At 62.1% G+C, this 14,803-nt stretch carries 9 protein-coding genes; 1 reads left to right on the plus strand and 8 read right to left on the minus strand.

Annotated elements, in window-relative coordinates; genetic code table 11:
- Position 1: 1 nt before the first annotated feature.
- Both WM2015_RS11625 and WM2015_RS11630 read right to left on the minus strand, forming a co-directional pair.
- Entirely contained in the window at positions 2 to 1,912 is a 1,911-nt protein-coding gene (locus WM2015_RS11625) for a M20/M25/M40 family metallo-hydrolase (protein ID WP_049726206.1), read from the minus strand.
- 64 nt (positions 1,913 to 1,976) lie between these two features.
- Positions 1,977 to 2,564: a nuclear transport factor 2 family protein gene (locus WM2015_RS11630; protein ID WP_082169690.1), complete on the minus strand. Its 588-nt coding sequence runs from the start codon at positions 2,562 to 2,564 to the stop codon at positions 1,977 to 1,979.
- Positions 2,565 to 2,888: 324 nt separating this feature from the next.
- Here WM2015_RS11630 and WM2015_RS11635 point away from each other — a divergent pair, with 324 nt between their 5' ends.
- Positions 2,889 to 3,299 carry a hypothetical protein gene (locus WM2015_RS11635; protein WP_049726208.1) on the plus strand — a complete coding sequence of 137 codons (411 nt, stop codon included), beginning with the start codon at positions 2,889 to 2,891 and terminating at the stop codon, positions 3,297 to 3,299.
- Positions 3,300 to 3,676: 377 nt separating this feature from the next.
- Here the strand turns inward: WM2015_RS11635 and WM2015_RS11640 are convergent, their stop codons facing one another.
- The 6 genes from WM2015_RS11640 to rplJ all read right to left on the minus strand — a co-directional run bounded on the left by WM2015_RS11640 (position 3,677) and on the right by rplJ (position 14,641).
- Positions 3,677 to 4,270 carry a hypothetical protein gene (locus WM2015_RS11640; protein ID WP_049726209.1) on the minus strand — a complete coding sequence of 198 codons (594 nt, stop codon included), beginning with the start codon at positions 4,268 to 4,270 and terminating at the stop codon, positions 3,677 to 3,679.
- Positions 4,271 to 4,408: 138 nt separating this feature from the next.
- Positions 4,409 to 4,612 carry a hypothetical protein gene (locus WM2015_RS11645; RefSeq protein WP_049726210.1) on the minus strand — a complete coding sequence of 68 codons (204 nt, stop codon included), beginning with the start codon at positions 4,610 to 4,612 and terminating at the stop codon, positions 4,409 to 4,411.
- A gap of 565 nt (positions 4,613 to 5,177) precedes the next feature.
- A complete protein-coding gene (gene rpoC / locus WM2015_RS11650; protein WP_049726211.1) occupies positions 5,178 to 9,389 on the minus strand; it encodes a DNA-directed RNA polymerase subunit beta' in 4,212 nt (1,403 codons plus the stop codon).
- A gap of 19 nt (positions 9,390 to 9,408) precedes the next feature.
- The gene (gene rpoB, locus WM2015_RS11655; protein ID WP_049727078.1) at positions 9,409 to 13,488 is read right to left on the minus strand and encodes a DNA-directed RNA polymerase subunit beta; all 4,080 of its coding nucleotides are present in this window, start codon (positions 13,486 to 13,488) and stop codon (positions 9,409 to 9,411) included.
- A 178-nt stretch (positions 13,489 to 13,666) separates the two neighbouring features.
- Positions 13,667 to 14,047: a 50S ribosomal protein L7/L12 gene (rplL, locus tag WM2015_RS11660; protein ID WP_049726212.1), complete on the minus strand. Its 381-nt coding sequence runs from the start codon at positions 14,045 to 14,047 to the stop codon at positions 13,667 to 13,669.
- 66 nt (positions 14,048 to 14,113) lie between these two features.
- On the minus strand, positions 14,114 to 14,641 hold the full coding sequence (rplJ, locus tag WM2015_RS11665; RefSeq protein ID WP_049726213.1) for a 50S ribosomal protein L10: 528 nt from the start codon (positions 14,639 to 14,641) through the stop codon (positions 14,114 to 14,116).
- Between the last annotated feature and the right edge of the window lie 162 nt (positions 14,642 to 14,803).

Below are 14,803 nucleotides of genomic sequence, written 5' to 3' on the forward strand. Positions count from 1 at the left end.
ATCAGCCAGCGCTGCGCATTCGCACAAGGCCGATCATCGCCATCAAACCGAGCAGCAGCCACAGCGCCCAGGAATCGAGGGTCGGCACGCCCCGAATGCCGTTCAGGAAAGTATCGTCGTCGACGCCGGAGTTATTGCCGGCGTCCGGGTCCGGCACAGTGGCCGAAGCGATCGTGGCCGTGTTCGTGATCGCGCCCACCGTGCCCAGGGTGCCGCAGCTGGCGGTGTAGGTCATCGATGCGCCGGCCGGCAGGCTGATCACCTCGTTGATGTCACCGATGCCGCTCATGGCACCCGACGCCCCGCCGCTGGCGACGGCGGTCCAGCTGCAGTCGGTCAGGGGCAGCTGGAAGCTGTCGGTGACCAGGGCATCCGGCACGGCCGATGGCCCGGCGTTGGAGGCGACGATGGTGTAGGTCAGCGAATCGCCGGGCAGGATCGCCGTCTCGCCGTCGGTCTTGCTGATCGACAGGTCGGCCTCGAGCACGCCGGCGAAGTGCAGAATGGCGTGGGCAGCGGCATCCGATAGTTCGTCCAGGACCTGGAGGCTGACGTTGTCGAAGGTGTCGCAGGCCAGGTTGTGACAGGGGTCGTAGGGAACCCCGGCAATACCCCCGTAGGTCGCGGCCTCGGCCGCCGTCTTGATGCCGTCGGCGCCGGCGAACAGCATCCCGACCGGCACGCCCGAGGCCGCGAAATTGCCGCTTGCCCCGGTGGCGATCTGGATCAACTCGCTGGCCGGCAGGCTCTGGGAGGCGAAGTAGTCGAAGAAAACCTGCTCGATTTCCGCCGAGCCCGGCGGCAGCGTGAAGGACGCCGATGAACCATCACCGTCGAGCACGAAACGGACGAAGTTCGGCGAACCCAGCATGTCGAAGTCCAGATAGAGTGCCGCCGCCAGTTCCGCAGGCGTCAGTCCGGAGATGTGGGTGGCCGAACCGCCATCGGAGGACACCTCTTCCCCACCCCACCAGACAAAGCGCAGGCGATTCTCCGGCACGATCCCCAGACCGGCAAACTGCAGGGCGATCTCCAGCAGAGCAGCCGAGCCGCTGCCATTGTCCTGGATGCCCGGGCCGGAAGCCGGGGAGTCCAGGTGCGTGCCCGCGATGACCAGGCGGGTATCACTGCCCCCCGGCGCATCGGCGATGACATTGCTGCTCGAACGAACTTCTGAAATCGCGTCGACGAAGACCCGCGCGAAGGCACCCCCGGCAGCCAGGTCCGCGCCGATGGCATAGCTGGTGGATACGGCGGGAATGCTCGTGCCAACCTCGCCCAGAGTGCCACCAATGGCCTCTTCCCGACCGGGCTGACCTTCATTGAAGATGATCACGGCCGAGGCGCCCGCCGCCTCGGCGTTCTGGACCTTGAGGGCAAAGGTGCAGGAACCGCGCTGCAGCAGCGCAATGCTGCCGGCCGTGAAGCCGGCAAAATCCGACGCCTCGCAACCACTGGTGGAGCTATTGGCCACGGCACCGGGCGGGACCTGCACATCGACGGCTTCGACGGCCGCCGTGACGTCACCGCTCCCGGAATAGGTAAACGTATAAAAGCCGGTGGGATCCGAATAGGGGTAGCTCGCGGCCACGGGCGCCAGCTGCGAAAACTCGGCGGGCACCAACTCCTCGAAGTACTCGAAGCTGAACGGCTCGAGCACCACCGAATAGCCAGCCGTACTCAGCTGATCGGCCACGTAGGTCGCCGAGGCGGTGTAACCGGGCGTTCCGGCCAGGCGCGTACCGCCGTTGCCGTCGGCGATGGCCTGAAGGGCGGCCTGATGCGCGCGGACGCCCGTGACCGTGACGGCGGCTCGGAGCTCGCTGGAGTCGGACTGGGCAAAGGACGCTGGCGGTGCCAGAAGCAGCCAGGCCAGCGGCAGGAAGACGGTCAGGGTACGAATGGGTGACATGGGAAAATCCTCTTCAAGGATGGGCGGTCTGCCGGAAACGGCCGGGCGCGGGCGACATCACGGCTCAACTCGACTGCAGGCGCCGGAGCTTGCGACGCAGGCGAATGGCGATGACGGTGGGGATCAGAGCGACCAGCAGGCCCAGGCCGAAGCCCATCAGGACGAAGACCCGGGTGATTCCCGTGTCGATATCGTGGCGATGGTTCCAGAGCTCGACGATCTTCCCGTCCTCGATCCGGAAGACGTTGATGATGGGGATCGAGGTCGAGCCGAAGAGAAATTTCATCAGCAGGGTCTCGGGCTCGTAGCGCCAGATCCAGCGGGTGGCGACGAGATCCCCCTCGGCAATCTGGTAATCCAGCTCGAAATCCATCGTCCCGCTGTCCCAGAAACGATCGGCGATGCGCATCTGCTCGACCGCTGGCTCGGTCACGCCATTGCGTCCGCCGATGTCATGGACGACGTACTCGTCGGCCAGGTAGTCGCGGTAGCGGTCGGTGTTGTCGCTGCCCCAGAGGTCCTGGTAGAAGCCCAGCGCGATCCGCTTGTTGGCGGCCTCCTGCGGCGTGTCGTCAGCGTCGACCTGGGCCTGGGCCAGGGCCAGGGGAAGGAGGGCAAGCAGCCAGACAAACAGCAAAAATCGGGTACACATCTTGGTTCTCTCAAAAAAGGATCACTCCTACCAATGCCGAGCCTGGCGGGAAGCGCACATCGGCTCAGAGCTTGTCCGGAGACGATAGGGGAAACGCGCGGACGGCAGCTGCTGCTGAGCCGTCGCCGACCGGGCCAGCGCGGGATGAAGGCGTGGTGTGGCTGGCCGGAGGCCAGAAGCGTCGAACCGGAACCGACCGCACTTGTGCCGGACGGTCGGGCTTCGAGCAATTTCAATTCGAAGGTCAAGTGCCAGGCCTTACTGGAGCAGCAAGCTGTGGTCTCGGCCATGGCCTAAGTTGATCTGAATCCGGTGCGAGCCGTAATGGCCGAGACCTGGGAGGGTTCTGCCCACACTTCGGTCGAGGCTCGGATCAAAGATCGCGCAGGAGATCGACGGCAGTTCAGCTACCGAAAGGCGCAGCGGCCGCTCAAGCCTGTCGCCGGCATCGATGCCAATGCCCTGCTGGGCATGAGCGAGTCCAGTTATCTGGACCTGGTGCAGTGGACCGGCGAGCAGGTCCACCCCAACAAGCTCGACCGCATGAAGCCTTCAGTAGCGGCTGTCGCCCCCGACATCGTCTGGTCCCTCTCCCGGCACCCGAAAGCATGGCTACGCCGTGTCCACGGCACCGAAAGCCGCTACTACCGGGCCATTGGGTCGGCCGAAGCGTTGATGGCCAAGGCTGCGGAGATGCGGAAGAAGCAACGGCGGAATGCCGTCATGCGTGGATGAAGGGCGTCGGTAGCGAGCGCGCCCGAATCCTGATGCGACAGCAGACCGAATAGTCGAGCTTTTTTGAATATTGATTGGCCAGCGATCGCTGGCTGCTTGTCGTGCTCGACTCATCGAAAAGTCGGGGTAGCACCCTTCCCTTAGCTACTCGCGGCGATCGAAACTAGCCCAATCCCCAACAAATTAACAACCGACAGGAAAAGCCGCTTCTGGGTAGAACGTCGTGGATGTCCTGCCGTTGGATGTCATCCATTCAATGGACGAACTAAGCTGTCTGCTCAGACTGCGACCGTCATCTGCTATGGCCATCCTGCCGCCTGAAATTACATGCCCGGGCTGCCGTTTGCGACCGCTCGATCGGCATTGACTGAACATCCTCATCTCGCTCTTTGGTTCGAACAGGCTTCCATTGACTGATGCAATTGTTGGCTCAGTTGAGCCCGTAATTCTTCTTCATTCAATGATTGCAGCCACCGGAGATCCTGGACCTCCACAGAGACCCAGCCATCCATCCTGTCCTGCTCGGATTCCGCATCTCCCAGGATGCTGGCCAATGCATTCTGAGTAACTGTCTGGCATTCCGCATAGTCCTCAACAAGGCACGTCGCGAAAGCGTAGAGGCTGTGAAAAGAGCGATAGTAGTGTACGTTCAGGCGCTGAAGCGCATCGGGCGTCTGATGTTCGAGGTTAGGGTAACGTGTATTCTGCAAGATCGTTTCTGGCTGAATTCGTCCGAGGTGGTCGAGCGCGGACTCCAGGTCGCCTTTGCAGTGAAGCATCAGCCAGGCCGCCTCCACCGTATCGCTGCCGGTGACGTGATAGTCACTCGCAAGGCGCTCGAAACTATCGATCGATGCATCGACGTCCCGGTTTTCAAGGGCCTGGGAGAATGCGGATCTGAGCGCCCTCTCGTCCGACGCCGGTTTGCAGCCCAATACGATCAAGGCCAGAAAGATCGACACCGTTCTCATCGAACTCTTCCGTCACGCCATTCACGGTCTGGAGAATAATGCTGATCCAGCCCCGCTAAGACCTTGAGATGAAATCTCGGCATAAAAAACATCTTGGCTTTCAGGGGCCAGGGCGTGCTCGTCGCATGACTCAAGCTGCTATTCCTTGTACCGAGGCGATTTGAACTGTTTCTGGAAATGGCTCCAGCCAATGGCCGCAAGCACCGTATTGACGATAAACAGCAGAAAGAAAGCGAAAACACTTGCGCCAATTGGGATGCCTGGCAGGTAACTCAGCAGAACGAAGATTGCTGCAAGCAGCACCCAGCTGCACACCAGAACCTTCTTTACAGAAATCCTCATAGCAAGTCCCCTGATTCTGCGCAATCCGCCCAGCTAGCCAGGTCCGTCAAGCATTGAACCAAGCAGCGAAGATCCTGAGCAACCGAAACCCAAGATTGGCTTCCAGGGTTGACGAAATGCTTGCCCGACGGCACATGGATCATTTGCAGAGACGAGACTGGACGGGCGGCGCCATACCGAGTCCAATTCCAACACCAGGCCACCTTGCCACAGGATCGACCCGGCGACAACACCGTGAGTGGCGCCCATGGATGACATTCAAGCGATATCTAACAGGGCTTGTGTAATCCGGGTTTTGCCAGTCGAGGCATTGAAGGTTGGTGGATAACCTGATTCCAGGTGGGCAATCATTCTCCGATCGTCGGGAGCGCAGTCGGAGTGCAAAATGCGGCTTGCCAACGGCAAAAAGCGCTTCGCAGGCGGGCGTTTGCGCGTGTGACCCCGACCTACTTGTCTAGCAGCATCTCGGTCAATCCACAAAAAAGCCACCGCAGGTCGCCCCACGGTGGCTTTCTCTTTTTAGTACCGGGCCGGCCAGTGGCCGGAACCGGGTTGACGACGGGCCTTACTCGGCGTCGCCGGCGGTGGTGCTTTCGGTCTGCTCGGCTTCGGAGGCGCGGAGCAGTGCGGCCAGCTCGGCTTCCGTGTCCTGGTGCGCGTCGCGCTGGGCCTTGCGGCGAGCCATGGCCACGCGACCGGTACCGGCCGGGATCAGACGACCCACGATGACGTTTTCCTTCAGACCGCGCAGGTTGTCGACGGTGCCGCGAACGGCCGCGTCGGTCAGTACGCGCGTGGTCTCCTGGAAGGACGCCGCCGAGATGAACGACTCGGTCGCCAGCGAGGCCTTGGTGATGCCCAGCAGCACGTTCAGGTAACGGCAGGGCTGCAGGCCGTCGGCTTCGAGACGCTCGTTCTCTTCCTGGACGCGGATCTGGTCGACCTGCTCGCCACGAAGGAACTTGCTGTCGCCCGCATCGAGCACTTCGACCTTGCGCAGCATCTGGCGAATGATCACCTCGATGTGCTTGTCGTTGATCTTCACGCCCTGCAGTCGGTAGACGTCCTGAATCTCCTGGACCAGGTAGTCGGCCAGACGCTCCACGCCCAGCAGGCGCAGGATGTCATGCGGGTTCGGCTCGCCGTCGACGACGGTTTCGCCCTTCTCCACGTGCTCACCTTCGAAGACCAGCACCTGACGCCACTTCGGAATCAGCTCCTCGTGGGCTTCGCCGTTCTCGTCGGTGATGACCAGACGCTGCTTGCCCTTGGTCTCCTTGCCGAAGCTGACCACACCCGAGGCTTCGGCCAGGATGGCGCCTTCCTTGGGCTTGCGGGCTTCGAACAGGTCGGCGACTCGCGGCAGACCACCGGTGATGTCACGGGTCTTGGACGACTCCTGCGGAATACGCGCGATGATGTCACCGACGCGGATTTCCTGGCCATCGGTGGCGTTGATCACGGCCCCGGCCGGCAGGAAGTACTGGGCCAACTGCTCGGTGTTCGGGATATTGAGCGGCTTGCCCTTCTTGTCCAGCAGGCGAATGATCGGACGCAGGTCCTTGCCTTCGCTGCCGCGCTTCTTCGGATCGGTGACGACCATCGAGCTCAGGCCCGTGATGTCATCGATCTCTTCGGTCACGGTCACGCCGCCGATGAAGTCCTGGAAGCTGGCGATACCGGCCACTTCCGAGACGATCGGGTGGGTGTGCGGATCCCAGTTGGCCACGTTCTGGCCGATGTCGACCTTGTCGCCTTCCTTGACGCTCAGGATCGCACCGTACGGGATCTTGTAGCGCTCACGCTCACGGCCGTGGCTGTCGATCACCGACAGCTCGCCGGAGCGGGACACGGCGACCAGCTTGCCTTCGGCGTTCTCGACCGACTTCAGGTTGTAGAAGCGGACGGAACCGGCGGACTTCACTTCGATGTGGTCGATCGCGACGGAACGCGATGCGGCACCACCGATGTGGAAGGTACGCATGGTCAGCTGGGTACCCGGCTCACCGATCGACTGGGCAGCGATGACGCCCACGGCCTCGCCCTGGTTGACCAGGGTGCCGCGAGCCAGGTCGCGACCGTAGCACTCGGCGCAGATGCCGTGCTTGGTTTCGCAGGTGATCGGCGAACGGACCAGCACGCGGTCGACGCCGTTGGCTTCGAGCTCGTTGACCCACTTCTCGTCGAGCAGGGTGCCGCGCGGGCAGAGCACGTCGTCGCTGTCGGCCTTGTACACGTTCTCGGCCACGACGCGACCGAGGATACGCTCGCGCAGCGGCTCGACCACGTCACCACCTTCAACGATCGGCAGCATTTCGAGACCCTGCTCGGTGCCGCAATCCTCTTCGATGACGACCAGGTCCTGGGCCACGTCGACGAGACGACGGGTCAGGTAACCGGAGTTGGCGGTCTTCAGCGCCGTATCGGCCAGACCCTTACGGGCACCGTGGGTGGAGATGAAGTACTGGAGTACGTTCAGACCTTCACGGAAGTTGGCGGTGATGGGCGTTTCGATGATCGAGCCGTCCGGCTTGGCCATCAGGCCTCGCATCCCGGCCAGCTGACGGATCTGGGCGGCGGAACCACGGGCCCCGGAGTCGGCCATGATGAAGATCGAGTTCATCGAATCTTCTTCGACCTCGTTGCCGTCGATGTCGACGCGGGTTTCCTTGCCGATGCGCTTCATCATGGCGCGCGCGACTTCTTCGTTCGTGCGCGACCAGATGTCGACCACCTTGTTGTAGCGCTCGCCGGCGGTCACGACACCCGACGCATACTGGTTCTGGATGTCGAGGATTTCCTTCTCGGCACGCTCGAGGATTTCCTTCTTCTCGGGCGGAACCTGAAGGTCGTCGAGGCCGATCGAGACGCCGGCACGCGTGGAATAGGCGAAGCCGGTGTACATCAGCTGGTCGGCGAAGACCACGGTCTGCTTGAGACCCAGGGTACGGTAGCACTCGTCGATGAGCTTGGAGATCTGCTTCTTCTTCAGCACCTGGTTGATGGCCGAGAAGGGCATGCCCTTGGGCACGATCTCCCACAGCAGGGCTCGACCGACGGTCGTTTCCTGGCGGCTGACGACTTCGGTCCTGTTGCCCTCCTCGTCGATCTGCAGCTCGCGGATGCGGACCGTGACGGCGGCCTGCAACTCGACCTGGCGGTTGGCGTAGGCACGATGCACTTCGCCGACGCTGGAGAAGAACATGCCCTCGCCCTTCGCGCCCGGCAGGTGACGGGTCATGTAGTACAGACCCAGCACCACGTCCTGGGTCGGGACGATGATCGGCTCACCGTTGGCCGGCGACAGGATGTTGTTCGACGACATCATCAGGGCACGGGCTTCCAGCTGGGCCTCGAGGCTCAGCGGCACGTGCACGGCCATCTGGTCGCCGTCGAAGTCGGCGTTGAAGGCGGTACAGACCAGCGGGTGCAGCTGGATGGCCTTGCCCTCGATCAGCACCGGCTCGAAGGCCTGGATGCCGAGACGGTGAAGGGTCGGCGCACGGTTCAGCATGACCGGGTGCTCGCGGATGACTTCCTCGAGAATGTCCCAGACCTCGCCTTCCTCGCGCTCGACGAGCTTCTTGGCCGCCTTGATGGTCATGGCCAGGCCACGACGCTGCAGCTTGGAGAAGATGAAGGGCTTGAACAGCTCCAGGGCCATCTTCTTCGGCAACCCGCACTCGTGCAGCTTCAGCGTCGGACCGACCACGATGACCGAACGGCCCGAGTAGTCGACGCGCTTGCCGAGCAGGTTCTGACGGAAGCGACCCTGCTTGCCCTTGATCATGTCGGCCAGGGACTTCAGCGGTCGCTTGTTCGTGCCCGTGATGGCACGACCACGGCGGCCGTTGTCCAGCAGGGCATCGACGGATTCCTGCAGCATGCGCTTTTCGTTGCGCACGATGATGTCCGGGGCGTTCAGGTCCAGCAGACGACGCAGACGGTTGTTGCGGTTGATCACGCGGCGGTACAGATCGTTCAGATCCGAAGTCGCGAAACGACCACCGTCGAGCGGCACCAGCGGGCGCAGATCGGGTGGCAGCACCGGCAGCACCGTCAGGATCATGTACTCGGGACGGTTGCCCGACTCGATGAACGCCTCCATCAGCTTGATCCGCTTGGTCAGGCGCTTGATCTTGGTCTCGGAGTTGGTCGCCGCGATGTCTTCGCGCAGCTGGTTCAGCTCGCCATTCAGATCGATGTTCTTCAGCAGGTCGAAGACCGCCTCGGCACCCATCTTGGCTTCGAACTCGTCACCGTACTCCTCGACCGCCTCGAAATACTGCTCGTCGGTCAGGAGCTGACCGCGCTCGAGCGGCGTCATGCCCGGATCGAGCACCAGGTAGGACTCGAAGTACAGGATGCGCTCGATGTCGCGCAGGGTCATGTCCAGCATCAGGCCGATGCGGCTCGGCAGCGACTTCAGGAACCAGATGTGCGCCACCGGCGAGGCCAGATCGATGTGACCCATGCGCTCACGGCGGACCTTGGTCAGAGTGACTTCGGTGCCGCACTTCTCGCACTTCACGCCGCGGTGCTTCATGCGCTTGTACTTGCCGCAGAGGCATTCGTAGTCCTTGATCGGACCGAAGATCGCGGCACAGAACAGGCCCTCACGCTCGGGCTTGAAGGTGCGGTAGTTGATGGTCTCGGGCTTCTTGACCTCACCAAAGGACCAGGAGCGGATCAGCTCCGGCGGAGCCAGTCCGATGCGAATGGCGTCGAAATCGGTGATCTGATTCTGACGCTTGTAGAGATTGAACAGGTCGCGCATTTGCAGACTCCTCCTGGACTCAGGACTCTTCGAGTTCGATGTTGATACCGAGCGAGCGGATTTCCTTCACGAGCACGTTGAAGGATTCCGGCATGCCGGCCGTCATCTGGTTGTTGCCATCGACGATGGACTTGTACATCTGGTTTCGACCAGCGACATCGTCGGACTTCACGGTCAGCATTTCCTGCAGGGTGTAGGCGGCACCGTAGGCTTCCAGTGCCCAGACCTCCATCTCCCCGAAGCGCTGACCACCGAACTGGGCCTTGCCACCCAGCGGCTGCTGCGTCACCAGGCTGTACGGACCGGTTGAACGGGCGTGCATCTTGTCATCCACCAGGTGGTTGAGCTTGAGCATGTACATGTAGCCCACGGTCACCGGGCGGTCGAAGGCGTTGCCGGTTCGGCCGTCATAGAGGGTGGTCTGGCCGGATTCGGGCAGATCGGCCATCTTCAGCAGGCGCTTGATCTCCTTCTCCTCGGCACCGTCGAACACCGGCGTGGCCATCGGCACACCACCGGTCAGGTTGCCGGCCATTTCCTGGATTTCCTCGTCGGTGAATTCGCTCATGTCGACGCGATCACGGTCGGAGTTATAGACCTCACCCAGGAACTTGCGGATCTTGGCGGTCGATTCATTCGCTTCGATCATGCCCTGGATCTTGTGACCCAGGCCACGGGCCGCCCAGCCCAGATGCGTTTCGAGCACCTGACCGATGTTCATGCGCGAAGGCACGCCCAGCGGGTTCAGGACGATGTCGACCGGCGTGCCGTCGGCCTGGAACGGCATGTCTTCGACGGGAACGATGGTCGAGATCACGCCCTTGTTTCCGTGGCGGCCGGCCATCTTGTCGCCCGGCTGCATGCGACGCTTGACGGCCAGGTAGACCTTGACCATCTTCAGCACGCCCGGCGCCAGATCGTCACCGCGGGTGATCTTGCCCTTCTTCTCTTCGAAGCGCTTGTCGAACAGCTTGCGCTGCTTCTCGATCTGACGCGCGGCTCGCTCGAGCAGGTCCTGGGCTTCGTCGTTGCGCATGCGCAGCTTGAACCAGTCGTCGCGCTTCAGATCGGCCAGGTAGCTGGCCGTGACCTTGTCGCCCTTCTTGATGCCCGACGGACCCTTGTCGGCGACCTTGCCGACCAGGACGGACTCGAGGCGGGCGAAGATCGCGTCTTCCATGATGCGCAGCTGATCGTCGAGGTCCTTGCGCACCTGGCGCAGCTCTTCCTTTTCGATCGCGATGGCGCGAGCATCCTTGTCGACGCCCTCACGGGTGAAGACCTGGACGTCGATGACCGTGCCGTCCATGCCCGTCGGCACGCGCAGGCTGGTGTCCTTCACGTCCGAGGCCTTCTCGCCGAAGATCGCGCGCAGCAGCTTCTCTTCCGGCGTCAGCTGGGTCTCGCCCTTCGGCGTGACCTTGCCGACGAGGATGTCGCCGGCCTTGACCTCGGCACCGATGAAGACGATGCCGGACTCGTCCAGCTTGGCCAGCGTCGACTCGCCGACGTTCGGCAGGTCGGCCGAAATTTCTTCCGTGCCAAGCTTCGTGTCGCGAGCGACACAGGTCAGCTCTTCGATGTGGATCGAGGTGAAACGGTCTTCCTGGACGACGCGCTCCGAGATCAGGATCGAATCCTCGAAGTTGTAGCCGTTCCAGGGCATGAAGGCGACCAGCATGTTCTGGCCCAGGGCCAGCTCACCGAGGTCGGTCGACGGGCCATCGGCCAGCACGTCACGGCGCGCGACCTTGTCGCCCACCTTGACCAGCGGACGCTGGTTCATGCAGGTGTTCTGGTTCGAGCGCTGGTACTTGACCAGGTTGTAGATATCCACACCCGGATCGTCCTCGCCCACTTCCTCTTCGTTGGCGCGGACCACGATACGGCCTGCGTCGACCTGGTCGACGATCCCGCCGCGACGGGCCACGGTGGTGACACCGGAGTCGGTGGCCACGGCGCGCTCCATGCCGGTACCGACCAGGGGCTTGTCGACGCGCAGGGTCGGCACGGCCTGACGCTGCATGTTCGAGCCCATCAGTGCGCGGTTGGCGTCATCGTGCTCGAGGAAGGGCACCAGGGAAGCCGCCACCGAGACGATCTGTCGCGGCGAGACGTCCATGTAATCGACTTCCGAGGTCTGCTTCAGGGTGAATTCACCCTGGTAGCGGCAGGGAATCAGCTCTTCCTTGAACTGGTTCTTGTCGTCCAGATCGGCGTTGGCCTGGGCGATCACGTAATCGCCCTCTTCGATCGCCGACAGGTACTCGACTTCCTGCGTGACCTTGCCGTCGACGACCTTGCGATAGGCCGTTTCCAGGAAACCGTACTGGTTGGTGCGCGAATAGACGGCCAGCGAGTTGATCAGGCCGATGTTCGGACCTTCCGGCGTTTCGATCGGGCACAGACGGCCGTAGTGGGTCGGGTGCACGTCGCGCACTTCGAAGCCGGCACGCTCGCGGGTCAGACCGCCCGGGCCCAGAGCCGAGACGCGGCGCTTGTGGGTGACTTCCGACAGCGGGTTGTTCTGATCCATGAACTGGGACAGCTGCGAGGAGCCGAAGAACTCCTTAACCGCGGCGGCCACCGGCTTGGCATTGATCAAGTCCTGCGGGGCCAGGCCTTCGCTCTCGGCCACGCTGAGACGCTCGCGGACCGCGCGCTCGACGCGGACCAGACCGATGCGGAACACGTTCTCGGCCATTTCGCCGACGGAACGAACGCGGCGGTTGCCGAGGTGGTCGATGTCGTCAACCGTGCCGTTACCGTTGCGGATGTCGATCAGCACGCGCAGCACCGACAGGATGTCGTCCTGGTCGAGGACGCCCGGGCCGGTGATTTCCTTGCGACCGACGCGACGGTTGAACTTCATCCGGCCGACGGCCGACAGGTCGTAGCGCTCTTCGGTGAAGAACAGGTTCTTGAACAGGTTCTGGGCCGCTTCCTTGGTCGGCGGCTCGCCCGGGCGCATCATCTTGTAGATTTCCCACAGGGCTTCCAACTCGCTGGAGGTGGAATCGATGCGCAAGGTATTGGAAATGTACGGACCCTGGTCCAGATCGTTGACATACAGGATGTCGAACTTCTTGACCTTGGCCTCGCGCATCGCCTCGAGCACCTCTTCGGTGATCTCGTCGTTGGCACTGGCGACCAGCTCGCCGGTCTCCGTGTCGACCACGTTGTGGGCGAGGATCTTGCCGATCAGGTAGTCGTCCGGCACATCCAGGGTCTTGACGCCGGCTTCGTCGATCAGCTTGACGTGGCGCGCGGTGATGCGGCGGTCCTTGGCGACGATCACGTTGCCGTCGTTGTCGACAATGTCGAACAGGGCGTTCTCGCCACGCAGACGCTGCGCGACCAGATCGACCTTGGCGTCGCTCTTGCGCAGCGTGACCTTGGTCTTCTCGAAGAAGTAATCGAGGATCTGTTCTTCTTCCATGCCCAGGGCACGGAGAAGAATCGTCACCGGCAGCTTCCGGCGACGGTCGATACGGGTGAAGATGCAATCCTTCGGGTCGAACTCGAAGTCCAGCCAGGAGCCACGGTAGGGAATCACGCGGGCCGAGAACAGCAGCTTGCCGGACGAGTGGGTCTTGCCACGATCGTGGTCGAAGAACACGCCGGGTGAGCGGTGCATCTGGTTGACGATGACGCGCTCGGTGCCGTTGACGATGAAGGTGCCGGTGTCGGTCATCAGCGGCAGATCGCCCATGTAGACGTCCTGCTCCTTGACCTCCTTGACCTTCTTGTTGCGCGCCGGGCTGTCCTTGTCGTAGATTACGAGACGCACGGTCACGCGCAGCGGAGCACCATAGCTCATGCCGCGCAGCTTGCACTCGGTGACATCGAACTCGGGTTCGCCGAGCTTGTAGCTCACGTACTCCAGCGCCGCATTGCCAGAATAGCTGACGATCGGGAAGACCGATGACAGCGCCCCGTGCAGACCGATCTCGTCGCGCTCGTGCTCAGGCCGATCGACCTGCAGGAACTGACGATAGGAATCGATCTGGGTGGACAGCAGAAAGGGAACTTCCAGCACCTGAGGGTGCTTGCCGAAGTTCTTGCGAATGCGCTTCTTTTCCGTGAAGGAGTAACTCATGAGCGTCGTACCCACTTAAAGAGATTGCTTCGGCCGGGTTTGCATTACCGTGCTGATCCTGGCACCCGGTACAAGCCAGATCAGCCCGTCTCATCGCTGTTTCAGAAACAGCAACGGGCCGGGTGCCATTCCGGCACCCAGCCCTTGCGTTGCTTATGACGCAGCAGCAGCGATGAGCTTACTTGACCTCGACGGTCGCGCCTGCTTCTTCCAGCTGCTTCTTGACGTCTTCGGCTTCGTCCTTCGACACGCCTTCCTTCAGCGGTGCCGGAGCGCCTTCGACCAGGTCCTTGGCTTCCTTCAGACCCAGGCCGGTGATGCCGCGGACGGCCTTGATCACGCCGACCTTGTTGGAGCCGAAGCTCGCCAGGATGACGTCGAACTCGGTCTTCTCTTCAGCAGCAGCGGCTTCACCGCCAGCAGCCGGGCCAGCAGCCACGGCAACCGGAGCGGCTGCGGACACGCCAAACTTCTCTTCCATGGCTTCGATGAGGTCGACAACCTCCATCACGCTCATGTTGGAAATGGTTTCCAGAATGTCTTCTTTCGAAACGGCCATTTTCTTTACTCTCCAAAAGTTGTGAACGGGTCACGTCAAACGTGGCCCGGAACGTACAGGTCAAACTCAGGCAGCTTGCTTGCTGTCGCGCACCGCGGCAACGGTCCGAACCAGCTTGGCATGCGGTTCCGCAAGAGTACGAACGAACTTCTCGATCGGCGCCTTCATGACACCCATCAGCATGGCAATGGCCTGGTCGCGAGTCGGCATCTTCGACAGACGCTCCAGCTCGCTGGCATCGTAAAGCTGGGCCCCGATGGCAACCAGCTTGGCGATCAGACGATCATTACCCTTGGCAAAGTCCTTGATCAGTCGTGCTGCGGCGCCCGGATCCTCCATGGAAAAGGCGAACAGCAGCGGACCGGTCAGTTCCTCGGCCATGCATTCGAAGTCGGTACCCTCAACGGCTCGGCGCACCAGCGTGTTCTTGGCCACCTTCAGGAAAACTCCTTCCTTGCGCGCCTTGGCACGCAGGTCGGTCATTTCCCCGACGGTCAGACCACGGTACTCGGCAGCAACAGCAGAGTGGGCAGACTGCGCCACCACGGACACTTCCGCCACTACCGCCTTTTTCTGCTCAAGAGTGAGCGCCATTGGCTACCTCCATCTTCAGTTGGATTTCAGGCATCAAACCCGAAATCCGCTCACATTCCGGAATCCCAGCTTTCACTCGGGCCCGGACCCTTTCGGTGGCCGTTTCCCAAAAAATCGGGATCGGGCGACACCATCTGCGCGGGCGGCGAACCATTACCGTGG

It is taken from the genome of Wenzhouxiangella marina (assembly GCF_001187785.1).
In the GTDB taxonomy this organism is placed as follows: domain Bacteria; phylum Pseudomonadota; class Gammaproteobacteria; order Xanthomonadales; family Wenzhouxiangellaceae; genus Wenzhouxiangella; species Wenzhouxiangella marina.

Bases quoted from the DNA above. Each gene is read 5' to 3' on its own strand.
- WM2015_RS11625 (WP_049726206.1), bottom strand. From the start codon at position 1,912: ATGTCACCCATTCGTACCCTGACCGTCTTCCTGCCGCTGGCCTGGCTG.
- WM2015_RS11630 (WP_082169690.1), bottom strand. From the start codon at position 2,564: ATGTGTACCCGATTTTTGCTGTTTGTCTGGCTGCTTGCCCTCCTTCCC.
- WM2015_RS11635 (WP_049726208.1), top strand. From the start codon at position 2,889: ATGGCCGAGACCTGGGAGGGTTCTGCCCACACTTCGGTCGAGGCTCGG.
- WM2015_RS11640 (WP_049726209.1), bottom strand. From the start codon at position 4,270: ATGAGAACGGTGTCGATCTTTCTGGCCTTGATCGTATTGGGCTGCAAA.
- WM2015_RS11645 (WP_049726210.1), bottom strand. From the start codon at position 4,612: ATGAGGATTTCTGTAAAGAAGGTTCTGGTGTGCAGCTGGGTGCTGCTT.
- rpoC (WP_049726211.1), bottom strand. From the start codon at position 9,389: ATGCGCGACCTGTTCAATCTCTACAAGCGTCAGAATCAGATCACCGAT.
- rpoB (WP_049727078.1), bottom strand. From the start codon at position 13,488: ATGAGTTACTCCTTCACGGAAAAGAAGCGCATTCGCAAGAACTTCGGC.
- rplL (WP_049726212.1), bottom strand. From the start codon at position 14,047: ATGGCCGTTTCGAAAGAAGACATTCTGGAAACCATTTCCAACATGAGC.
- rplJ (WP_049726213.1), bottom strand. From the start codon at position 14,641: ATGGCGCTCACTCTTGAGCAGAAAAAGGCGGTAGTGGCGGAAGTGTCC.